This is a genomic window from Micromonospora sp. ABR4_055 (genome assembly GCF_056160425.1).
Window position 1 is genome coordinate 18,882 of sequence record NZ_JBSWXD010000051.1, and the last position, 20,882, is coordinate 39,763.

Below are 20,882 nucleotides of genomic sequence, written 5' to 3' on the forward strand. Positions count from 1 at the left end.
GCGTGCTGTGTAACGTGACCGTTCACATCGATGTTTATCGTTTCGATGGCACCCCACACGGTCAAGGAGACACCCGATGTCCAGATAAGGCATCGCCCATCCGCCGCCTGCCGACGGCCGGGTACCGACCGGCCGGCGGCTGGCCCGGCGGCGTCCGTTCGCGCTGCTCGCCGCGGCAGCGGCGGCCGTCCTCGGGCTGGCCGCCGGCATCGTCGCGACCAGCCCGGCGGCGGTGGCCGCCGACAACCCGTACGAGCGGGGTCCGGACCCGACCCCGGCGAGCGTCGCCGCTCCGAACGGACCGTTCGCCACCGCGCAGGTCAGCGTCCCGCCGGGGTACGGCTTCAACGGCGGCATGATCTACTACCCGACCGACACCAGCCAGGGCACCTTCGGTGCGATCGCCATCTCCCCCGGGTACACCGCGCTGTTCTCCGTCGAACTCGCCTGGATGGGGCCCCGGCTCGCCTCGCAGGGCTTCGTCGTCATCGGCATCGAGACCAACGACCGCAACGACTTCGACACCGCCCGGGGCACCCAGCTGCTGGCCGCGCTGGACTACCTCACCGGGCAGAGCTCGGTGCGCAGCCGGGTCGACCCGAACCGGCTCGCCGTCGCGGGTCACTCGATGGGCGGCGGCGGCGCGTTCAGCGCGGCGCTGCGGCGGCCAGCGCTGAAGGCCGCAGTCGGCTTCACGCCGTTCTCGCCGTCGCAGAACCTGACCAACATGCAGGTTCCGGCGTTGCTCTACTCGGGACAAAATGACACGGTCACCACCCCGTCGTCGGTCAGCAACCTCTACAACGGGCTGCCGTCGACGACCGAAGGTGCGTACCTCGAGGCCGCCGGGCTGGACCACAGCTTCCCGACCCGACCGAACACGCTGCTGATGCGCACGATGATCCCCTGGGTCAAGATCTTCCTCGACAACGACCTGCGGTACACCCAGTTCCTCTGCCCGCTGATGGACTCCTCCGGGGTGCTGCAGTACCGCAACACCTGCCCGCTCGTCCCGCCGGGCCTGCCGTCGCCGTCCCCGACGACCGCCCCGCCGACGACGGCACCGCCCACCACCGCGCCACCGACGACGGCGCCACCGACCACCGCTCCCCCGACGACCGCACCGCCCACGACGGCCCCGCCGGCTGGCGCCTGCACGGCGACGTACCAGACCATCGGGTCGTGGCCCGGTGGTTTCCAGGGTGAGGTGACCGTCCGGGCCGGCAACTCGGCGATCAACGGCTGGACCGTCGGGTGGAGCCTCGGCAGCGGCCAGAGCATCACCCAGATATGGAACGGCACGCTGAGCACCAGCGGCTCCAGCGTCTCGGTACGCAACGTGTCGTACAACGGATCGCTGCCGGCCGCCGGCACCGCGACCTTCGGCTTCCTCGGCTCCGGATCGCCGTCGACGCCGTCACTGACCTGCACCAGTCCCTGATCCCCGCTGAACGGTCCGGGGCAACAACGGCAACTGGCCGTCGCCGCCCCGGACCGGCGCTCACCGCTTCCGCCGGTAAAGTAGGCGCAGCCCGTCCCGCTGCACGAAGATCTCCCGTCGGTCGACGGCTGTGCCGTCGCGGTCGAGAACGTAGCCGGTGAGCCACACCCAGCCGACATAGGTCCAGCGTTTGTCCACAGCGGTGACCCGGAACCGGAAGCCCCGGTCGCCGGCGAACTGGACGCTGGCGGCAGCCCCGATCGCCAGCACGTCACCCGGCTCAGGTGCCGGGGTCGATGTCGAGTTCACCGACGTACGGCAGCCGGGCCTGATCGCTCTGCCAGTCCCGCAACGCCTGCTTGAGCAGGGACAACTCGTCAACGAGTTGGGCGATGCTCTGATCGCGACGGCGCAGCTCGGCGGCGACCTGGGCGACATACGCGGCGACGTGCCGTGGGTCGAGGCCCCGCCAGCGGGTGCGGAACCGCACCCGGGTCACCTGCTCGGCGGTCAGCGGCACCGGCGCGACGTCCCCCTCGTACGTCTCGCCGTTGACGCTGACCATCGGCGGCCGGTGCCGGCCGGACGACCTGGTCACAGCATTCCTCCGTCCGGCGGAGGGCCGGGCCAGGTCAGCCGGCCGCACCACGGACACCATCTGACTTTCACTTTGAAGGCGAACAGTCCGGCCAGGAATCCCAGCAGGACCGCGCCGACCAACGCACCGATTTCCACGAGGACCTTCCCCCTCTTCAGGTCGGGACGCCGGCCGGCGCCCAAGTGGGTGGGGATGTGCGTCCCTACAGCCCCGCTCAGATCTCCAGAGCACCGGCTATAGGTCAGTAGATCGACACTCCATGATGCGACCACCGGGTGTCATACTGCCTCAGCGTGGGTCGCATATGCAAGACTTGCTTTCGAGAGTCTTGAGGATGCCCTGATGTTGTCCTGCCGACGCGGGACCCGCACACTGAGAGGGAGTGAGGGGAGCATGGACGTGGCCGCGCGCAAGCACCTGCCGACTGTTCGCCTGCGCCGCCTGGCATACCAGCTGCGCGGAATGCGCAGCGATGCTGGGCTCACCCGCGAAGACGCCGCCGAGAAGACCCACATGAACAGCGCGACGCTGTGGCGGATCGAGACCGGCAAGGTCCGACCACAGAAGCGGACCGTCCTCGCCCTGCTCGACCTCTACGGCATCAGCGACGAGCAACAGCGCACAGAGCTGCTGGACCTGCTCAAGGACTCGAACCAGCTGGGCTGGCTCCAGGCGTACGAAGAGGTCCTGTCAGACGAGTACAACGCCTACATCAGCTTCGAAGCCGAAGCTCGCAGCGTCCGCAACTACGAGCCGCTGTTCGTGCCGGGCCTGCTCCAGACCGAGGAGTACGCCCGAGCCGTCACCGCAGGCGTGCTGCCCGAGTGCAGCGAATCCGACGTGGCGCACCGCGTCGAGGCCCGGATGAAACGCCAGGAGTCGATCACGAAGGACACGCCGCTGAAGCTCTGGGCGATCATCGACGAAGGCGTGATCCACCGCCAGGTCGGCGGCGTCGACGTGATGTGCGGCCAGCTACGCCAGCTCGCCGACATGTCCAAGCAACCCCACATCACCCTCCAGGTGCTGCCGTACGAAGTTGGCGCACACGCTGGCATGCACGGCGCGTTCGCCCTGATGGACTTCCCCGACCCGTACGACCCGGAGCTCGTCTACATCGAGAACCGGGTCAACGCGATGTTCCTGGAGAGTCCGTCTGAGATTGCCAGCTACAGCTCGCTGTTCGAGTACCTCCGCGCAGCGGCGGTCGACCCGGCAGGGTCGGTCAGGATGATCAAGAAGTCCATCGACCGCATGGACGAGAAGGGAAGATGACGATGAAGAACTGGCAACTGGAGAACGCCGAGTGGCGTACGAGTAGCCGCTCCGGCGGCAACGGCAACTGCGTTGAGGTCGCCGCCAACCTCGCGGCCGTCGTCGCGGTTCGAGACAGCAAGGACCGTTCCGGCCCCGTGCTCGCGTTCTCCCCCACGGCGTGGACATCCTTCACCGCGTCACTCAGGGGCGAGTGAGACCAGCCCGGATGACGTATGCGTGACCGCGCCGAGTATCCGGCGCGGTCACGAATACGCCAGTCATGACCCACTGCCTGTACGCCATAGCGGCCTTTGCCGTCGTCGTCAGTACCTGCCGCAGACCAGAAGGAGGGGCACGACGGATCTCGCCCGCGCCGTGTGGATCAAGAGCAGCCGCAGCGACTCGGACAGCCAGCGTGTCGAGGCCGCCCGCAACCTGCCGGGAGTCGTCGCCACCCCCGACAGCAAAGGACCCGACCGGCCCGGCGTTGACCTTCGCTCCCTCCACTCGGACCACCTTCACCACCGCCATCTAGTCGTCCCAGATCTTCACGTAACCGCAACCGACCGTCCCGACCCGAAGGGGCGAGTCCGATCCGACGGCCCTCAGCGACAAGGACGGCGACTACGCCATCAGCGTGCCACTTTGCGCGCTAGGCGGCTCCCCTTCTCGCGTTGAAGTCATTCTCGACATCCCTGCAGAGGATGGTCAACTACGCAGCACACCCCAGATGAGTATAGGTAAATCTCGCATCCAGAGAGTCACCAGATAAGCGACGACACGAAGTGAGCTGTCAGCCTTTCGGAAGGTTATGCCGCTCGGCAAGACTTTTGTCCAATTGCCTAATCGCATGCAGGAGTATTCTCATGGAAACCTCGGTTCCTTCAGACGAGGTTGTCTGGCCCGCCAGCTCACTCCACGCCCGCATCAGAGGCGCCCACCATTGCTCACTATGCCGCAGCTCGTCAGCAAGTCGGCGAATACTATCAATTTTACTACCATCGATCTCGAAACCCGCGTTTCGGTCCAAGTAATCGACAACAAGAAGTGCCGGGTCTGAATACAACGCCGCCTTTAGATTTCGCAGGCGCTCTATCCGAATCTGGTCCGAGCGGAGCCTCCCAACCTCAATAGCCGCATCTCCACTAGTCGACACAATAGTTCGGGCAACCAATCCGCGAAAGTAGCCATGTTGACAGTCTGCCGGCTTGCCAAAGTGAGAGTTCGCGGCATCCTCTGCCATCGTTGCCTGATCAGCTCCCCATCGAGCACAGATCTCCCGCAGATCCTCTGTTATCCGATTACGGACAAAACTGTCGCGATTGAAATGATCGGCTGAACCAACGATATACATCGCCCTTACTTCAACCTCAAACAGGAGAAGGGGATTCACCGTGGGCACCCGCAGCTTATCTGGGAAACTCAAATTGACTACCGGCTTCGATTTCCAGAGTCTCACTGAATTCTCTCTAAGGACTCGAGAGGAACATCGGCGACCTGCAACTTCAGCCGACGATCGAGATCAGCGACCGGATCACGGCCAGCCACGGAACCAACTTCGGCCAACCGGACCGCGAAGGAAACGACTCCACTAATTGCGCCGTTCTCGGCCGCAGCGCGGCAGACTCGGTCCAACAGTCGCTGATAATCTTCATCAACCTCACATGCTCGAGTTGCCAGGCGAGCAAGAGAGTCTGCGGCCGCAGGGTCGGTAATCACTCCGGATAGCATTCGGTCCACGTCGGGCCCGGTAGCCTCAGGTAGCAGCAACCAGGGAACACGTTCCAGTTCAAGATCAAGAAGTGCCGAGAAAGCAATCGCTGCTGCAGCACTTTCGGGAGCCTCTCGGAACCAGGAAGTTGCCTTCTCAAGAAACCAGGCGCGGGTACTCGGTTCATTTAGCAAGCCTTGGAACGATCGCAAGATGGTATCCCGCACTTCTCGAGTAAGTTTGTCCGAGTCAGCAACCCGCCGAAGTCGCCGAAGTGCCATTTCGCGTCGACTTCCTAACATCTTGGTCGCAACAGAAGTCACCACCGGTTGAAGATCGTCACGAACGGCCCATTCATATAGAAGTCTGTCACATCGTCGCTGCATGTGAGGCTGATCAACTACTTCCATCAGGATCTCAGCCAACACCTCATATTGGTTTTTTTCCTTGACGATGGGGAGCAGTTTGGTTTTGATAAATTCAACGTCCTGCCGCTCAATCAGAACATGGGATAGCAACCGGCTGACCTCAACAAATTGAGAACTGCCATCCTTTGGCAGATCTAACAACCATCTTGTCAACGGCTCACGGACCTGTGCGTAATTACCCCAAACGTACATAAAAACCGAATCGGCAAGGTTCGGCCGCTCAAACGCTGCGATCTCTCCCGCGCTCAACTTCGCCTGCATTGAAGCAAGTCTCCCACGTATTCCCGCCGACGCTAACGCCTCGCCTGGCTTTACTTGATAACCTCCGTCCTTTTTTCCAAAAATCACCTTTGCCAGAGCTTCCGCATCCCGCTCAAGCTGACTCAGGCCAACTTCTCTGCGGACGGCCAAGGCAATCATCAGAAATCGATCCTCGATCGGTAGCGGATCTATCGATTGCTGCTTACCCCGCCTATCTGGTCCCGCAAAGAGCAAGTCAAGATCGTCCACGTGGTCATCAAGCAGAGAAAGCAGATCTTCTGGCCCAAAAATAGCCGTCTCGCCAGAACTGCTTGCACGGTCTTTCGCAGCAAGAATTCGCTCGACAATGGCCACAATCTGAACGGCATTTCGACCCTCGAAGTAGCGCATTATTCTTGGATCAGAAATTGATTCCGACAGCTCTGGTGCCCGCAAGCCTAGATACCGCCCTACGGTTTCTCGCGCGGGAGGGGGCGAATCCAAGTAAAGCACCTTCACCCCCGGCAGGGGTATCCCGCCGGAGCCAGGCCAGAGTTCATTCCGAACGGTTATCAACAACCGAGAACGCATCCCTATATTATGGCTGGCCAAACTAGCGAGGTCCCCGACAAACTCACTCGACGGTCGATCACAATCCGGATCCTGCAAGTCGAGCACGGCAGCCTGCCGAGGTCGACGCGGTATTGCCCTAATCGACGGCTCTTTCCAGTCTCCTGGTTCTAGGCGGACGAGGCGGGTATCGCCAGAAGTCCCATACGCAAGGACCCGCTCAGCAAATGTGGTTGATCCGACTCCGGGCCGCGCCACAACTACAATTACTCCACAATCCGCGAGCCCGTCTATCGCCTGAAGCCAAACCTGCTTCCAGCTTCCTTCGAGAACAAAAAACTTGTTCTCGACCAGGCGATTGCGATGAAGTTCGGACCAGCCGATCCATTGCGAGCTAGACGATGGACCTTGAGGTGATTCCTTATCAATGGGTACGCCGTGACCATCCTCCAGGAGCGATTCAAGATCCTCCACACGGACAATGTTGATCCGATGAGAAGACCAGCTATCTGCTGAATTATAACGGCTCGACAGCATCCCGATTACCGCACCATCACTTATTCGCAGTACCGGGCAACCACTCATCCCTCGAGCGGTACCGGACGCATGTCCTCTGATCATAATGCGTCCGCCAACCTCCTCTGCCCGCCCTTCCCATGTGCCCTTCGCCGACAGAGTGTTGTACAAAATATTGCCATACCCACCAGGCACCGCCCCGTACCCCACCAGCACAAACTCAGTACCTGGCACCTGGATATCCGAATACGCTAAAAATGGAGCATTCTTTACGAGTGGGGTCTCAGTTTTGAGCAATGCAATGTCTCTTTCGTGATCAATCACGCTAACGCTTGCCTTTACTGGCTCGGCAGCCACAGGCAAGAAAGGCTGCAGGTAGACCTCCGCCGCTTCCCTACCATCCATAGCATCGAGTACGACATGTGCCGCAGTGACGATCAGTCCGCTATCAATCTGGAAAGCTGTACCTATTGGGCGCTTAGTTGCGTCTAGCACACGCGCAAGGAAACCATGGACACCGTCAAGGGCTTCCATTCGAGTCACACCTCCGCCTGGCTGGCACCAGAACTCGCCGCCGTTTCGCTCTGGATTTCTTCAGCGAATCGATTCACGCCGTAGACAACTTTCACGGACAGCGATGCCTCACTGGAGGCTCCGGCGATTACAATACTTCCATTTGCCGAAAATTTGATCCCAAACTGGATTTCTAGCTGATCGGGACTTCCCGCCTTCGCCGCCACTCTTCGCCCTGATTCCATTACCGATAGTGCGACCCCTTCAATAACCAATTGCGCATCAGCAAACATTTCTTGTACTCGTTCAGCTGGACGCCGGGCACCTGTTGGCTCAGTGCCAACAGGCGGCAGAGTCTCTACTAAAACAGAAACGCCGTTGAATTCAGTAGGGATCAGCACAAACAACACCTCCGCCAAGTGAAACAACTCACACCATTCCGCTATTTTCAACCTTTCATCGTTCCTTCTTTTGATAACGACCGACAGTGAATCGTCAGCTATGCGACAGAGGAAACGTCCCACCCAACAGGAGGCGGGCCAGCCACCTACTCAGCACCACCATCAGGCTCGCTGCGGCGGAACACTACGCCGATGGCGTCCATGACAGCCTCTACCGATCGGGCGGCGCGACGCTGCTCCGTGCGTCCTACGGTCTCCCCACCTGATTGCCGCCTTCAAGGTAGACAGTCCCGCTGTCCGTCGCCGCTTCCAGCGCGGCGGCGGCCCGCCGAGCCAGCAGCGGCGAAAGCCGCTGCTGCGCCTGCGGCAGGGTCGACCACGCCCAGCTGCGCAACTCCTGCGGCGGTAGGCGGATCGTGTCGGTCTGCGACGCGTCCAGGACCCCGCCGTCGTACACGAACATGACTCCTTCGGTGCGGCCGGCGCGAGGCGGCACCCAGTCCACGACCAGCAGCCGGACGGGAGCCACCGTCAGGCCGAGTTCTTCGTTCAGCTCACGGACCGCCGCGTCGTACGGCGACTCGTCGGCGTCCACCGCCCCGCCGGGCAGCTCCCAGTAATCCTTGTACGTCGGCTCGACGAGCAGGATCCGTCCGTCCCGGTCGCGCAGCAGCACGGCCGAGCCCATCCGCTTGCGCGGCAACGTCGCTGTGTAATCGTCAGGCGGGGAGCTCACCACGGGAGGTTAACCGCCTGGATGTCCAGTTGACGGCAACTTCCGCTGGTCAGGGCTCGTGGCGCCGGGCCGCCTCGACCGATCAGGAATCGAGAAGCACCAGCCGCCGCAGCACGGCTAGCGTGACCCTCGGTTATGCCCGACAACGACCAGGAGCGACATGATGAGTAAGGCAGGCACGGACGGTTTCTCCGAGGGCGAGCGCGCCGCCATGAAAGAACGCGCTGCAGAGCTCAAGAGGGAGACGACCCGCAGTCGTGGTGGCAAGGCAGCCGCCGAGGAGCTCGACGTGCTGTCGAAGATCGCCCAGATGGAACCGTCGGACCGCGCACTGGCCGAACGCATACACGCCATCGTCACCACCAACGCCCCCGACCTGTCCCCAAAGCTCTGGTACGGCCAGCCGGCGTACGCGAGAAAGGGCAAGGTCGTGTGCTTCTTCCGTAGCGGACACGCGGACAAGGAGCCGTACTCCACCTTCGGCTTCACCGCTACGGCCAACCTCGCCGACGACAGCGGCCTGTGGCCGACGTCCTTCGCCGTCGCCCAGCTCAGCGAGCAGGCCGCAGAGACCATCGCCGCCCTCGTCAAGAAGGCCGTGAGCTGACCTGCGGGTACGGCTTCGACCGACAGGTGAGCGCCGATAGCGGGGGGAGGTTACGGTACGCTCGCTGCGCCGTGCATGACTGCTGCCCGAGGAGGTGAGTCCGATCAACGCTGGACGCTGCGGCCAGCATCACCGTACCGGTCGAGATCCTGGTCCAGTGGGACGACGAACGGGTGCCCCGGGCGCAGAGCCTGGCCCTGTTCGACGCGTTCGGCTCGACCGAGAAGACGCTGCACGCCAACCCGGGCCGGCACGCCGACCGGCTCCCGGAACACGAGCTGGACAGCACGGTACGGTTCTTCACCCGCCACCTCATGCCGCACTGACCAGCACTGATCGAAGCTGGCATCCGTCCGGATCGGCTCGACCTCAGCAGACCCGGTTGCCGTCCTCGAGACGGCGGGTCCGGCGTACTTCCGCGAACGCGGCACTCGATCACCTGCTGCCCCGTACGGCTCCTGACGCGACGCGGACGAACGGTCCGTGACCGGCGGAGCGCTGCTGGGCCAGGGCCTCGGGCAGAGGCATGGGCCGAAGGCACCTGGCCCAGCGGCATCTCACGGGCTGGAACAGGTCAGAGACGGCGAGGACGGTGAGCCGGAGCCGAGGAACCCGAAGGTCGCGGTGCCACCGGCCGGCAGCGTGCCGTTGTAGTCCACATTGCGTACCGTGACGCTGGAGCCGCTGGTGCTGAGGCTACCGTTCCATAGCTGACTGATGGTCTGCCCGCTGCCGAGGGTCCAGCGGACGGTCCAGCCGTTGATCGCTGTGCTTCCTGCTCGTACGACCACCTCGCCCTGGAAGCCACCGGGCCACGAGCTGACGGTCTGGTAAGAGGCGCTGCAGGCACCTGTGGTTGGTGGCGCGGTCGTCGTTGGTGGCGTGGTGGGCGGCGCCGTCGTCGGCGGCACCGTCGTCGGCGGCACCGTGGTGGGCGGCGCTGTGGTGGGCGGCAGCGGCGTCCCGGACAGTCTCGGGCCCGCGCAGGCGGTGACAATGCCGGGGACGTCGTTTGCTGCGTCGAGCGAATAGCTGTACGGCGGGTTCGTGAACGGAGTGACGCCACTACCCTGGGCACCTGTGTCACGCCGACCGCTGGTGTTGTCGTAGACGTTTCCCCGCGCGGTGATGTACGTGGGGTTCGAGTCCTGGAACCGGTGCGGGTCCCGTATGTCCTTGAAGTAGTTGTTCTCCACGAGTACGGAGGCGTACGATCCGGTGCCGATGGCGTACGCGTTCCCGGGGGAATTGTAGTAGCTGTTGTAGACGTGGCCTTTGCCGAACAGCATTCGTGGTCCACGCTGGTCAACCAGATCAGCGAACCAGTTGTGGTGGTAGGTGGCGTTCAGCTTTCCGCTGTCGGTGTCGCCGTGGGTCGAGCCTCCACCCACCAGGCTGGCCAGCCTGTGCGAGTGGGAACTGTTGGTGTACCAGAACTTGACCCAGGACACCGTCATGTAGTCGACGCCTCGGGTGAGGTCCAGCAACCCGTCGCTGGCGTCCCACAGGTTCAGGTGGTCGAACCATAGGTGGTGGGCGTTACGCGCGGCGATCGTGTCGGCCGGGCTGCTGCCCTGGCCGCCGCCCTGCACGTTCAAGTTGCGGATGATGATGTTGCTACCGCCGTTGATGTTGATGCCACCACGGATCGTCGCGTTCGAGTCTGCGCCGATCAGGGTCTTGTTGCTGCCGACCTCCACGGCCGACGACCCAGTGCTGATCGTGCCGGATATCCGTAGCACGCGTGGAGTCGAGTCGTTGGCGTACTGCCGAAGGTCGCTAAGCGATGTCACCGTCTGCGGGGTGGCGTTGCCGCCGCCGGTCGTCGTGGCGACACCGTTCGCCGACACTGACGCCCAGCCGAACAGCCGGTCATCGCAACTTGCCAACACTGATGCCGCTGGTTCGTCGGCCGGGGCCTGAACAGCGGCAGCCGACATGCCGGACACGGCGAGTGCCCCGACAGCGGCGAAGGTGACAGCCACACCAAGCACGGTCGTCGTACCTGGTGGACGGCGTCTTGTGAAAACGCTGGTCCCAACGTTCTTCACGAAGTGCCTCCTGTTTCTACTGCGATGGAGCGGCCAGAAGTCAGCGGAATCTGACTCAGATGAACACTGTTCCCGAGGTACACAGATCCGTCGGCAATGCCCATGCCGTTCGGATGCGCTGGCGATCCCGGCCCTGTGCCACCGAAAGCCAGCCGGAAGCGGTCGGCCGCATGCCGTTCCGTTCGCGCTGAGCACACAGCCGTGAACCGTCGGTACGGCGGCCCGGTCACCGGCCGACGGATGCCCTCGACGGAGCACAGGTCACACACAGTACATAGATGCTCAGCTATGAAGGAGATTAACTGCGGCGACGTCGATCGTCAAGCAGTTCCAGCCACTCGGTAACAGCCCCGGCCGCACGGCTGTTCCAAGATCATCTGGTGAGGTTGAGGATGGTGAATGGCCTGGTCATGTTGCGGGCGGCCCATCTGGTGGCTTCCGTGATGTCGGTTCGGCCGGCCAGGCGTAGGGCGTTGATCGCTAGGTTGCGTAGCGAGGCCAGGACGCGGGGCCCGGACCGGGTACGCGTGGTCGACCGGTCCTCCCGGTAGCAGGTGTCCCTGATCCAGTGCAACGACTCGATGGCCCAGTGACCGCGGTTGTAGGCGGCCAGTTCGGCGGGGCCGGCCTGGTCGGGAGTGTGGCTGGCGACGCCGAGCCGCGCGGCGGCGGACTGTTTCCCGGTGGCGGTGTGCGTGACGTAGCGTTCGATCAGCCAGACCTGGTTGACGTGCGGGAACGGCAGATCGGGCGGGGCGGGCAGGACACGGATCGTGCGGCGGGTCCGGCGGCCGTGTCCGATGTCGACGCTTTCCAGGTCGGGTGGGGTGTCGGCCCAGGGCAGCGTGTTGAGGGCGTCGAACAGGGTCCGGCGGTTCTCCTTGACCGGGAACATGAACTGGCCGCCACGGTGGTGGATGAGTTCGGCGGTCGCCCTGACGGTGTGTAACGCGTCCGCGGTGACTGTCCGGCCTGGCAGGTCGAGGGTCTGCAGCAGGGCGCGGGCGGTGGCTGGCTCCGTGGTCTTGGCGCCGTCGGTCGGCGCCTGGGCGAGCACGACGCCCGCCGCTCCCGGTCGCGGGTCCCCGGCGAGAGCGGACAGCAGGTGCAGCTGGTTCCCGTCGTCGCCGACGGCGCCGCCGACGGTCTTGCCGTCCAGACGTACCTGGGTCGGCGTGCCGGTTCTGACGTGGGCGTGTCGTGTCGTTGTCCATTCGGCGATGACGGCGTCGAGCACGTCGGCGTCGGCGTCGGTGCAGACCCGCCAGATCGTCGACCGGGACGGCCGTCGGGCCGGTCTGGCCCCGACCCGTTCGTAGAGGCTGTCCATGACCTCGGCCGGTACGTCGGCGACCCAGCCCGCGATCGCGGTGTAGCCGGTCGCCCCGGCCATGGTCGCGGCCGCCACCAACGTCAGGACGACCGCGACCGGATGGTCACGACCCTGCGCCGACCGGCCGTCGGACACCGCCAACAACAGCTCCAGCAGGTCGTGACACGACGACGCGACGTCCCCGACGACCGGCGTGGACACCGGATCGACAGCGGGGGTGACAGAATGCGGCATGACGAAGCTCCGGGTGGACAAGATCCTTGAGAAGACCTCGTCCTAACGGAGCTTCGTCCCCACTCGACACGCCGCCACAGCAACCGTCACCCACCGTTACAATGATCTTGAAACGGCCGTGGCCCCGGCCGACCGACCCACCTCTCGGAGCTACCGCCGGTCGCCTGACCGACGCCGGTCGGCGTCTCGGATGGCGTGCCGGACAGCAAGGCGAATGACCCAGTAGAGGACGACGAACCCGACCGCGTAGACGACGAGGGCACCAACGGGGACGGCGAGGGAGCCGATCTGCAGGATGTCGGACACCCCACCGACGATAGGGCTCTGGCACGAACGCCGATGCCCCGCCCTGTTGACGCAGCCGGCGAAGCACATGTGGTGCGATCTATGCCGAACTTGGGTGGGACGGACGAGTCGACCTGTACGCCGGATTCTGTCCCGTACGCGCCGGTTGCCCGGGTCGCGCAGCGGTGGCGGCCATCCATCTAGGCCTACCGTCGCCGGCAGGCTCCAGCGGCCTACCCGCAGACTCGGGCGGGCAGCCCTCGAACGCCTGCGCAGGTCGGCGTCTCGCGACACCGGCCCTCTTGGCCTTGCTCCGGGTGGGGTTTACCGAGCCATCCCGGTCACCCGGGATGCTGGTGGGCTCTTACCCCACCGTTTCACCCTTACCGGGCGTTTCACCGCCCGGCGGTCTGTTTTCTGTGGCACTGTCCCGCGGGTCGCCCCGGGTTGCCGTTAGCAACCACCCTGCCCTGTGGAGTCCGGACGTTCCTCGGCAACAGGGGACATGTCCCCCGCTGACGCGGCCGCCCGGTCGACTCGTCCGTCCGAGGATCAATCGTACGCAGCCCACGATCATTCCCCACCCGCAGGCCCGGCAGGCCACCACGACCAGCCCAGAACAGTGATCTAGAAGGATCATGGTCGATATACCGGCCAGATCCTTCTAGATCCACCGCACGACCTACGCCCGCAGCCAGGCAACAGCCAGGCGGCTCAGGTCAGCAGATCCACCGGTGGCTGGCCCCGCTCGCCCGGCGGCAGGTGGCCGATGTCGTTGAAGCTCACCAGGGTCGGCGGACCGTCAATGCGCCGCGAACCCGGGCAGGAAGGCGAGAATCTCCTCGGCGGTCTGCACGGCCCGCGCCGCCGGACCGTGGTGGACGGCATCCCGGCCAACCGTCGCCGTCAGTGGCCCGGGCGCACGAGTTGAAGGTCAGCGACCTTACCGGCGGCAGAGAGGGTATCTGGCCTTCAACTCGAGCGCGGATCCGGCGGAGTGGCGGTCAGCGCCGGCAGCAGAAAGCAGGCTCGGCGGTCAGCGGGCCGAGAGCGGGTCAGCGCAGGGCGCGGGCAAGCAGCAGGACGCCGATCCCGACGCCGAAGACGACGATGCCGAAGCGCAGCACGGTCGGCGGCAGCTTGCGCACCACTCGCGCGCCGACATAGCCGCCGACGATGGTGGCCGGGGCGACCGTCGCCGCCGCGACCCAGTTGACCGGGCCGAAGATGGCGAACACGGCGACGGTGGTCACCCCGACCGCCGCCGACAGCAGGTTCTTCAGCGCGACGACGCCGTTGAGCGCCTCGTCGAGCACCAGGGCCAGGCCGGCGACCAGCATCACCCCGAGCGCGGCACCAAAATATCCGCCGTACGCGGCGCAGAAGAAGGTCATCGCCTGCAGTGACATCTGTTCGCGCCCGGCTGGCAGGTCGCGGGGTTCGCCGACGAGGCGCCGCAGCTGGTTCTGGAAGCCGAGCACCGCCGCCGCGCTGATCACCAGGAACGGCACGATCAGCTCGAAGGCCCGGGGCGGGGTGATCAGCAGCAGGACGCAGCCGAGGACCGCCCCGGCGACGGCGGTCGGGATGAGGCGCCACAGTCCGCGGCGGCGCGGCAGGTCGTCGCGGCTGCCGACGGTGCTGGCCACGTAGCCGGGGCAGACCGCGATCGCGTTGGTGACGTTCGCCGACACCGGCGGCAGCCCGACGGCGATCAGCGCCGGGAAGGTGATCAGCGAGCCGCCGCCGGCCGCCGCGTTGACGGTGCCGGCCGCCAGCCCGGCCCCGACCAGCAACGCGAACGCGGGAAGATCCATCCTGCGAGGCTAGCGGCGCACCGGCCGCACCAGGTCACGGTGTGGCCAGGCCAACGCCAGCAGCGGCGGCCCCGGCCTCAGTCAGGGGGCGGCGAGCCCGGCCGCAGTCAGGGGGTGGCGATGCCGGCGAGGTGGGCGGTGTCGTTGACGGTACGCACCGCCACGCCGCCGTCCGGCCAGGTGTCGATCACCGAGATGCCGGTCGGGTCGAGGTAGAGCCGGTGCAGCAACGCGTCCCCGGCACCGAGCGCGTCCCGCAGCATGATCTTCAGTGGGGAGACGTGCGAGACCACCACCACGGTCTTTCCCCGGTACGTGGTGAGCAGTTCCCGCACCACCCGACGGACCCGGCCGGCGACCTGGGCGAACGACTCCCCGCCGGGCGGGGACAACTCGGTGGAGGCGAGCCAGGCGGTCAGCTCGGCCGGCCAGCGTTCCCGCACTTCAGCGAAGGTGCGGCCCTCCCATTCGCCGAAGTCGCACTCGATCAGGTCGGCCTCGGTGCGTACCGGCGGGCCGCCGACCTCGGCGGCGATCGCCCGCGCCGTGTCGACGCAGCGCGACAGCGGCGAGCAGACGATGACGTCGACCTTCGCCCGGATCACCGCGATCCGCGCGGCGGCGGCGGTGGCCTGCGCCGCGCCCTGCTCGGACAGCGCTACGTCGCCGCGCCCGGAGTAGCGGCTTTGCTTGTTCAGCCCGGTCTCGCCGTGCCGGACCAGGATGAGCCGGGTGGCGGTGGCGGTGGTCGGCGGCTCCCACGACGCGGCCGGGGCGTCGCCGGCCCCGGCGACGGCGAACATCGACGGCTGGACCTCGACGACCGACCCGACGGAAGCCGTCGGGGCTGCAGACGCAGCCGAAGCGACCGGTGCCGGCGGAGCCGCGGTGGCCTTGGCCGGTTTGCCAGCGGCCTGGTCCATCGCCTGGTTGGCCAGGGCGTCGGCGCGCTTGTTCTGCTCCCGGGGGATCCAGCTGAACCTGACCGAGTCGAACTCGCGGACCAGTGTGGCGGCCTGCGCGGCGAGCGGGCGCAGCCCCGGATTTTTGATCTGCCACCGGCCGCACATCTGCTCGACGACCAGCTTCGAGTCCATCCGTACGTCGACCGAGGTGGCGCCGATCTCGGCGGCGGCCCGCAGCCCGGCGATCAGCCCCTGGTACTCGGCGACGTTGTTGGTGGCGACGCCGAGCGCCTCGCCCCGTTCGGCGAGCACCGTGCCGGTGTCGGCGTCGAGCACCACGGCCCCGTACCCGGCGGGTCCCGGGTTGCCCCGGGCGCCCCCGTCGGCTTCGACGACGACCTTCAAGGCGGCCTTCACAGGCCCGACTCGGCGGTCCGCACCATGATGCGGCGGCAGTCCTCGCAGCGGACCACCTCGGCCGGGTCGGCCGCCTTGATCCGGCCCCGTTCGGTGGCGGACAGTTCGAGTCGGCAGCCGCCGCAGCGGCCGGCGCGCATCAGCGCGGCGGCCAGCCCACCCGAGTTTTCCCGGATCTTGTCGTAGAGGGCGACCAGGTCGGCTGGGAGGTCGCCGGCCAGCGGGGCGCGGGCGGAGGTCTTGAACTGTTCCTCGCTGGCGATCTCGGCGAGGTTGCGTTCCCGGGTCTGCTCGACCTCGGCACGCCGTTGCCGGGTGCTGTCAATGCGTCCGGTGACCTGGTCGAGCGCGGCCTGAGCGGTCTCCCGCTGTTCCATCAGCTCCAGTTCGGCGTCCTCCAGCTCGGTCTGCCGGCGGGTCAGCGACGCGAGTTCGTGCTGCAGCGCCTCCAGTTCCCGGGCCGGACCGGAGCCGGCGGCGAGCCGGGCCTGGTCCTTGTCCTTGCGGGCGCGGACCTGGTCGACGTCGCGCTCCAGCCGGGCGATGTCGCGGTCCAGGTCATCGACGGCGACCTGGGCGCGGACCCGCTCGTCCTCCAGCGCTGACAGTTCCCGCGCCAGGGCGTCCAGCTCAGCGTGCTCGGGCAGGGTCCGTCGCCGGTGGGCGAGCTGGGTGAGCGCGGTGTCGATCGCCTGCAGGTCGAGCAGGCGGCGCTGGGCTTGCGGGTCTGCCTTCACGGATGGGGCTCCTCATGGGTGGATGCGGCGGGCGCGGAACGGGCGGGTGCCGTGGCGGTGGGGCCGGCGGGTGCCGTGGCGGTGGGGGTGACGCTGGTCGCCACCCGAGCGCGGCCAGCGGACGGCGTGTGCAGCGTCCACGGGTCGGTGTCGAGGTCGGAGACTGTGGCGGCGACCCCGAGTTCGCCGGTGAGGTAGGCGGCGAGGTCGTCCAGCCAGGGGCGTTCGGTGGCCCAGTGAGCGGCGTCGAGCAGCGCCGGGCCGCCAGCGGCTGTCTGTTCGCTGACCGGGTGGTGGCGCAGGTCGGCGGTCAGGTAGGCGTCGACTCCGGCGGCGCTCGCGGCGGCCAGGTAGGAGTCACCGGCGCCGCCGCAGACCGCCACAGTGGTGACCAGGCGTCCCGGGTCACCGGCGGCCCGTACCCCCCAGGCGGTGGCCGGCAGCACCTCCGCGGCGTGCCGGGTGAGCGCGGCGAGGCTGAGCGGCTGACGCAGCGTGCCGATCCGGCCGGCGCCCTGGCCGGCGACGGCGGCGGCCGGGCTGCCGGGTGCCGCCGGCACCAGCGGTCGCAGATCGGTCAGGCCGAGCCGGTCGGCGAGCGCGTCGGAGACGCCGGGTCGGGCCACGTCGGCGTTGGTGTGCGCGGCGTACAGCGCGACGCCGGCCCGGATCAGGTCGTGGACGATCCGCCCCTTGTACGTGGTGGGGGCGACCGAGGAGACACCGCGCAGCAGCAGCGGGTGGTGGGCGATGATCATCTCGGCGCCGGCGTCGACCGCCTCGGCGACGGTTTCCGGTACGCAGTCGACGACGCACCACACGTGCCGCACCGGGGCGCCCGGTTCGCCGAGGACCAGTCCGACGCGGTCCCACTGCTCGGCCCAGGCCGGCGGGTAGCGCCGCTCGACGGCGGCGACCACCTCGGCGACCCGTACCGGTGATGCTGCAGTTGTGTCCACGGCGGCCCAGCTTACCCATCCACCCGCCGCGCTCCGGACGTTCAGGTACGGCGGCGTCCGTTCGTCTGTGGGGCATCGCGCCCGTCGGGCGCTGCGGCGTCCCGGTCAGCCGTGGGTGGTGCCGGCGGACAGCTGCTCGTCGAGGGCGTCGAGGGTGAGGTGCCAGGGGATCCGGTCGATGATCTGGTTCCCCTCACCGGGCGGCTGTAACGGCAGCACGTCGTCGCCGAGCAGCACCTGCACCCCCCAGCCGCGCAGCCGGGCGACGCTCTCCTGGAACGCCGGGTGCCCGGCGAGCGCGGTGTTGGTGAACGGCAGCGTGACGATCGGCAGACCCTTGCCCTGTGCTTCGACGACCAGTCCGAGGGCGAGGGTGTCGGTGATCCCGGCGGCCCACTTGTTGATCGTGTTGGCGGTGGCGGGGGCGACGATCATCGCGTCGGCGGGGGGTAGCACGTCCGGGTCGCCGGGGTTCTTGTAGTCGACCCGCACCGGGTGGCCGGTCTGTGCGGCCAGCGCCGGCAGGTCGACGAACTTGCGCCCGTCCGGGGTGACCACCACGCACACCGACCAGCCGCGTCGTCGGGCCAGCGTGACCAGCCTCCCGACATGTCGGGAGGCTGGGCTGCCGCAGGCGATCACGTAGAGGGTCCGGGCACCGGCCGGGGTCACACCGTCACCTCTCCGTCGATGGGTACACGTCCGTTGCGCGGGTGTCGGGTCACACGCCGACCCCCATGTGTTCGGCGAGTTCGGCGACCGGCGCCGAGGGCGTACCCCGGGTGCGGCGCAGCACGTCGGCCATGACGGCGTGGGCCACTGGCCGGCAGCGGATCTCCGCCGGGGCGAGCCGGTCGCCCTCCAGCAGCATCTCGGTGGCCTTTTCCAGCTCGCCGGACTGAGCGTAGCCGCGGGCAATGTCGAGCAGGTGGTGCGCCCGCCGTTCCGGCAGCAGGGCGCTGAAGCCCGGATCTTCCATTATCGCCTGGTGGGTCTCGACCGCTGCCCGGCCCTCGCCGAGCTCCACGGCGGCCGCCGCCCGGTGCAGTTGCACGTTGGTCGGGCCGAAGCAGGTCCAGTAGTGGTTGCGGTTCTCGCCGAGCGCCCGCGCCGCGTCGTCGGCGCCGTTGACCAGGTCCCGGACGGTGGCGCTGTCGCCGAGCCGGGCGGCGGCCATCGCGCCCTGCAGCAGCAGCAGGCCGTAGACGGACAGCTGCTCCGGGGTGCTGCTGCGGCTGTCCGCCGGGGCGAGCCCGTTGGCGATGTTCACGTTCACCTCCAGGGCCGCTCGGGACCGGCCGAGGGCCAGCAGTGCGTTGCCGACCCGGCAGGTCGCCACCCCGGTCAGCAGCCGGTCACCGGCCCGGTGCGACACCGCGATCGACCGGTCGGCGGCCAGCCAGGCGAGGTCGTACTCGCCGAGCTTGCGCAGCGTGGACGAGGCGATCTGGTAGAGCTGGCCGAGCAGACTCGCCGCCTGCTGCGCGTTGTCGTCGTCACCGGTGTAGTGGGCGTCGGCGGCCTGCGCGTCGCGCAGCAGCCGGGGCAGCGCCCGGGCCAGCACCCCGTACTTGGCGTGCTGGAAGGTCAGCCAGGCATGGTTGGTGGCCTTGTGCATCTCGGCGAGCTGCGGCGCGTCGTTCGCGGGTCGGAACAGAGTGCTGATCGAGTCGTAGCGTTCCAGTGCGGCCCGGATCTCCTCCACCTCCACCTGGTCGATGCAGGTGACGCTCTCCGGCCGCCGCTCCGGGTCCTTGCCGAGCAGCAGTTGCGCGTCGAGCTGTAGCACGTCGGCGATCTCGTGGATCACCGAGAACTTGTCCAGCCGGCGCACCCCCCGTTCGACCTTGTCCACCCAGCTCTTGGATTTTCCGAGCCGATCGGCGAACACCTGTTGGGACATTCTGCGCCGGCCACGCCAGTAGGCGACCCGCCGACCGATGGGTAACTCTTCCACGCTCATGTTCCCCCTCGCGGTGCCGGGCACTTCGGAGCCGGCAAATGTGCTGGTCGATGCGGCATCCCCCCGGACACCGGGACCACTGACCGTGCTCATCGCACAGGCAGTGCGTTAGGTCCATCACAGATGGTCGTAGTTTTCGATGCAAGTTGCAAAGGGTTGGCAGCCGAAAAGTTCCGGCGTGTCGCCGCGGCGTCCCCCGCCCGGGCACGCCGGATCCGGCTGCCCTCACCCGACCGGTCGGACCCGACGAGTGGTCCGGGCGGCACCCAGATGCCTTGGAGGAATGTCGATCATGCGGTGGACGGTCCAACCGCCTTTCGTCCGCCTGCGGCTCCGCCGCGGCGCGCTGCGCTACGCCAGACACGGCTGGCCGGTGACGCCAGGGGCGTACCTGCACCAGGGGCGCTTCCGGTGTGACCGCCCCGGCTGTCCCACCACGGGCTGCCACCCGGCGTTGCAGCACTGGGAGCGGGACGCAAGTGATCAGCGCGACCGGGTCGGCTCGTGGTGGCGTCAGCAGCCGCACACCGTCCTGCTGGCCACCGGACACGCGTTCGACGTGCTCGACGTGCCGGCCCGGCTCGGCCTGCGGACGCTGTGCACGCTGCGGCTGCGCGGCGGAGCGGCGGCACCCGGCCGGGGCCAGCTGCGCGGCCCGGTCGCGGTCACCCCGACCGGGCGGTGGATGTTCCTGGTTCGCCCGGGTGACGCGCTGCGCCCGGAGCTGGCCGATTCGCTGGACGTCATCCAGCACGGGCCGGGCTCCTGGATTCCCGCCCCGCCGACGGTGCTGCCGCAGGGGCCGGTCCGCTGGGCGGTCGATCCGGACGAGGTCGGCTGGCGGCTACCGGACTCGTACGCCGTACAACGGATCATCGTCGACTCCCGGGAACACGCCGCCGCGCCACCCAGGCTGCCGCAGCCCCGCAGCGCGCCGGTCGGGCCGCTGCCGGGTGCCGTGCCGCTCACCGTCCCGGTCGTCCCGGCGGCGACGGTCTTCGTCCCCCGGCAGACGTCCACCCTGCGCCGGGCGTTGTGACCTTCCCAGTGGTCACCTGCGGGTGACTCCGCCTACCCGGGTGCTCACCCGGGTAGGCGGATCTTCCCGGCTGCCACCGGCCCGGGGGGGGAGGAGGCTTGGTTTTTTTTCGCCTCTTGCACTT

At 67.1% G+C, this 20,882-nt stretch carries 20 protein-coding genes, 1 other RNA gene and 1 pseudogene; 6 read left to right on the top strand and 16 right to left on the bottom strand.

The features are described 5' to 3' along the window. The first annotated feature begins 232 nt into the window (after positions 1-232). Entirely contained in the window at positions 233-1,441 is a 1,209-nt protein-coding gene (locus tag ACXAHD_RS14305; protein WP_475051046.1) for a poly(ethylene terephthalate) hydrolase family protein, read from the top strand. Positions 1,442-1,501: 60 nt separating this feature from the next. Here ACXAHD_RS14305 and ACXAHD_RS14310 read toward each other — a convergent pair whose 3' ends face one another. Continuing rightward, on the bottom strand, positions 1,502-1,750 hold the full coding sequence (locus ACXAHD_RS14310; RefSeq protein ID WP_475051048.1) for a hypothetical protein: 249 nt from the start codon (positions 1,748-1,750) through the stop codon (positions 1,502-1,504). Then, positions 1,722-2,039 (bottom strand): DivIVA domain-containing protein, encoded by a 318-nt coding sequence (locus ACXAHD_RS14315; protein WP_475051050.1) that lies wholly within the window; start codon positions 2,037-2,039, stop codon positions 1,722-1,724. The genes ACXAHD_RS14310 and ACXAHD_RS14315 overlap by 29 nt, the downstream gene beginning before the upstream one ends. Positions 2,040-2,432: 393 nt before the next feature. Between ACXAHD_RS14315 and ACXAHD_RS14320 the strand changes: the two genes are divergently transcribed. Beyond that, the gene (locus ACXAHD_RS14320; RefSeq protein WP_475051052.1) at positions 2,433-3,314 is read left to right on the top strand and encodes a helix-turn-helix domain-containing protein; all 882 of its coding nucleotides are present in this window, start codon (positions 2,433-2,435) and stop codon (positions 3,312-3,314) included. Then, complete coding sequence (locus tag ACXAHD_RS14325; protein ID WP_475051054.1) at positions 3,311-3,511, top strand: DUF397 domain-containing protein; 201 nt, start codon at positions 3,311-3,313, stop codon at positions 3,509-3,511. Before ACXAHD_RS14320 ends, ACXAHD_RS14325 begins: the two co-directional genes overlap by 4 nt. A 578-nt stretch (positions 3,512-4,089) precedes the next feature. Here ACXAHD_RS14325 and ACXAHD_RS14330 read toward each other — a convergent pair. The 4 genes from ACXAHD_RS14330 to ACXAHD_RS14345 all read right to left on the bottom strand — a co-directional run bounded on the left by ACXAHD_RS14330 (position 4,090) and on the right by ACXAHD_RS14345 (position 8,411). Further along, complete coding sequence (locus ACXAHD_RS14330; RefSeq protein ID WP_475051056.1) at positions 4,090-4,689, bottom strand: hypothetical protein; 600 nt, start codon at positions 4,687-4,689, stop codon at positions 4,090-4,092. Between the two features lie 62 nt (positions 4,690-4,751). Then, positions 4,752-7,295 carry a trypsin-like serine peptidase gene (locus ACXAHD_RS14335; RefSeq protein ID WP_475051058.1) on the bottom strand — a complete coding sequence of 848 codons (2,544 nt, stop codon included), beginning with the start codon at positions 7,293-7,295 and terminating at the stop codon, positions 4,752-4,754. A gap of 5 nt (positions 7,296-7,300) precedes the next feature. Further along, positions 7,301-7,726, bottom strand: coding sequence for a CU044_2847 family protein (locus tag ACXAHD_RS14340; RefSeq protein ID WP_475051060.1), 426 nt, complete (start codon positions 7,724-7,726; stop codon positions 7,301-7,303). Positions 7,727-7,922: 196 nt separating this feature from the next. Continuing rightward, positions 7,923-8,411, bottom strand: coding sequence for an NUDIX domain-containing protein (locus ACXAHD_RS14345; RefSeq protein ID WP_475051062.1), 489 nt, complete (start codon positions 8,409-8,411; stop codon positions 7,923-7,925). Positions 8,412-8,574: 163 nt separating this feature from the next. On the opposite strand from ACXAHD_RS14345, the gene ACXAHD_RS14350 reads away from it, so the two are divergent. Next, the gene (locus ACXAHD_RS14350; protein WP_475051074.1) at positions 8,575-9,018 is read left to right on the top strand and encodes a DUF1801 domain-containing protein; all 444 of its coding nucleotides are present in this window, start codon (positions 8,575-8,577) and stop codon (positions 9,016-9,018) included. Positions 9,019-9,131: 113 nt separating this feature from the next. After that, positions 9,132-9,344, top strand: a pseudogene (locus tag ACXAHD_RS14355) (alpha/beta hydrolase); the annotation flags it as partial. 231 nt (positions 9,345-9,575) lie between these two features. Here the strand turns inward: ACXAHD_RS14355 and ACXAHD_RS14360 are convergent. The 10 genes from ACXAHD_RS14360 to ACXAHD_RS14405 all read right to left on the bottom strand — a co-directional run bounded on the left by ACXAHD_RS14360 (position 9,576) and on the right by ACXAHD_RS14405 (position 19,713). Then, positions 9,576-11,003 carry a pectate lyase family protein gene (locus ACXAHD_RS14360; protein WP_475051064.1) on the bottom strand — a complete coding sequence of 476 codons (1,428 nt, stop codon included), beginning with the start codon at positions 11,001-11,003 and terminating at the stop codon, positions 9,576-9,578. Between the two features lie 439 nt (positions 11,004-11,442). After that, a complete protein-coding gene (locus ACXAHD_RS14365; RefSeq protein WP_281550817.1) occupies positions 11,443-12,636 on the bottom strand; it encodes an ISAs1 family transposase in 1,194 nt (397 codons plus the stop codon). 150 nt (positions 12,637-12,786) lie between these two features. Continuing rightward, a complete protein-coding gene (locus ACXAHD_RS14370) occupies positions 12,787-12,942 on the bottom strand; it encodes a hypothetical protein (RefSeq protein ID WP_416556353.1) in 156 nt (51 codons plus the stop codon). A 100-nt stretch (positions 12,943-13,042) separates the two neighbouring features. Then, an RNA gene (gene rnpB / locus ACXAHD_RS14375) (RNase P RNA component class A) lies at positions 13,043-13,461 on the bottom strand. A gap of 515 nt (positions 13,462-13,976) precedes the next feature. Further along, a complete protein-coding gene (locus ACXAHD_RS14380) occupies positions 13,977-14,738 on the bottom strand; it encodes a sulfite exporter TauE/SafE family protein (RefSeq protein WP_475051067.1) in 762 nt (253 codons plus the stop codon). A gap of 107 nt (positions 14,739-14,845) precedes the next feature. Next, entirely contained in the window at positions 14,846-16,060 is a 1,215-nt protein-coding gene (locus ACXAHD_RS14385; protein WP_475051069.1) for a bifunctional RNase H/acid phosphatase, read from the bottom strand. Then, positions 16,057-16,797, bottom strand: coding sequence for a zinc ribbon domain-containing protein (locus tag ACXAHD_RS14390; RefSeq protein ID WP_281550839.1), 741 nt, complete (start codon positions 16,795-16,797; stop codon positions 16,057-16,059). The genes ACXAHD_RS14385 and ACXAHD_RS14390 overlap by 4 nt, the downstream gene beginning before the upstream one ends. Then, a complete protein-coding gene (locus ACXAHD_RS14395; protein WP_281550840.1) occupies positions 16,794-17,756 on the bottom strand; it encodes a Nif3-like dinuclear metal center hexameric protein in 963 nt (320 codons plus the stop codon). The genes ACXAHD_RS14390 and ACXAHD_RS14395 overlap by 4 nt, the downstream gene beginning before the upstream one ends. 105 nt (positions 17,757-17,861) lie before the next feature. Next, entirely contained in the window at positions 17,862-18,428 is a 567-nt protein-coding gene (locus ACXAHD_RS14400) for a flavoprotein (protein WP_281550841.1), read from the bottom strand. A gap of 49 nt (positions 18,429-18,477) precedes the next feature. Further along, positions 18,478-19,713 carry a helix-turn-helix domain-containing protein gene (locus ACXAHD_RS14405; RefSeq protein ID WP_281550842.1) on the bottom strand — a complete coding sequence of 412 codons (1,236 nt, stop codon included), beginning with the start codon at positions 19,711-19,713 and terminating at the stop codon, positions 18,478-18,480. A gap of 298 nt (positions 19,714-20,011) precedes the next feature. Here ACXAHD_RS14405 and ACXAHD_RS14410 point away from each other — a divergent pair, with 298 nt between their 5' ends. Next, complete coding sequence (locus ACXAHD_RS14410) at positions 20,012-20,758, top strand: bifunctional DNA primase/polymerase (protein WP_281550843.1); 747 nt, start codon at positions 20,012-20,014, stop codon at positions 20,756-20,758. Positions 20,759-20,882 lie beyond the last annotated feature (124 nt).

What these genes read in the sequence shown, in the direction of transcription:
- ACXAHD_RS14320 (WP_475051052.1), top strand. Translation starts at nt 2,433, where the DNA reads ATGGACGTGGCCGCGCGCAAGCACCTGCCGACTGTTCGCCTGCGCCGC.
- ACXAHD_RS14325 (WP_475051054.1), top strand. Translation starts at nt 3,311, where the DNA reads ATGACGATGAAGAACTGGCAACTGGAGAACGCCGAGTGGCGTACGAGT.
- ACXAHD_RS14335 (WP_475051058.1), bottom strand. Translation starts at nt 7,295, where the DNA reads ATGGAAGCCCTTGACGGTGTCCATGGTTTCCTTGCGCGTGTGCTAGAC.
- ACXAHD_RS14350 (WP_475051074.1), top strand. Translation starts at nt 8,575, where the DNA reads ATGAGTAAGGCAGGCACGGACGGTTTCTCCGAGGGCGAGCGCGCCGCC.
- ACXAHD_RS14365 (WP_281550817.1), bottom strand. Translation starts at nt 12,636, where the DNA reads ATGCCGCATTCTGTCACCCCCGCTGTCGATCCGGTGTCCACGCCGGTC.
- ACXAHD_RS14380 (WP_475051067.1), bottom strand. Translation starts at nt 14,738, where the DNA reads ATGGATCTTCCCGCGTTCGCGTTGCTGGTCGGGGCCGGGCTGGCGGCC.
- ACXAHD_RS14410 (WP_281550843.1), top strand. Translation starts at nt 20,012, where the DNA reads ATGCGGTGGACGGTCCAACCGCCTTTCGTCCGCCTGCGGCTCCGCCGC.